Source organism: Pseudomonas sp. VMV1 (genome assembly GCF_056790235.1).
In genome coordinates, this window is the sequence record NZ_JBXGSE010000049.1 from 1 (window position 1) to 349 (window position 349).

Sequence of the window (349 nt, forward strand, 5' to 3'; positions counted from 1 at the left end):
TGCCATCGACAAGCCGTTCCTGATGCCGATCGAAGATGTGTTCTCGATCTCCGGTCGTGGCACCGTGGTAACCGGTCGTGTCGAGCGTGGCATCGTCAAGGTCCAGGAAGAAGTCGAGATCGTGGGCATCAAGGCCACCGTCAAGACCACCTGCACCGGCGTTGAAATGTTCCGCAAGCTGCTGGACGAAGGTCGTGCCGGTGAGAACGTTGGCGTCCTGCTGCGTGGCACCAAGCGTGAAGACGTCGAGCGCGGCCAGGTTCTGGCCAAGCCGGGCACCATCAAGCCGCACACCAAGTTCGAGTGCGAAGTGTACGTGCTGTCCAAGGAAGAAGGCGGTCGTCACACT

1 protein-coding gene is annotated in these 349 nt (G+C 60.5%); it reads left to right on the plus strand.

Going from position 1 to position 349, the window contains the following annotated elements; translation table 11 throughout:
• The coding region (locus ACUCV0_RS24105; RefSeq protein ID WP_482213935.1) for an EF-Tu/IF-2/RF-3 family GTPase at window positions 1-349 on the plus strand (349 nt) is incomplete at both ends.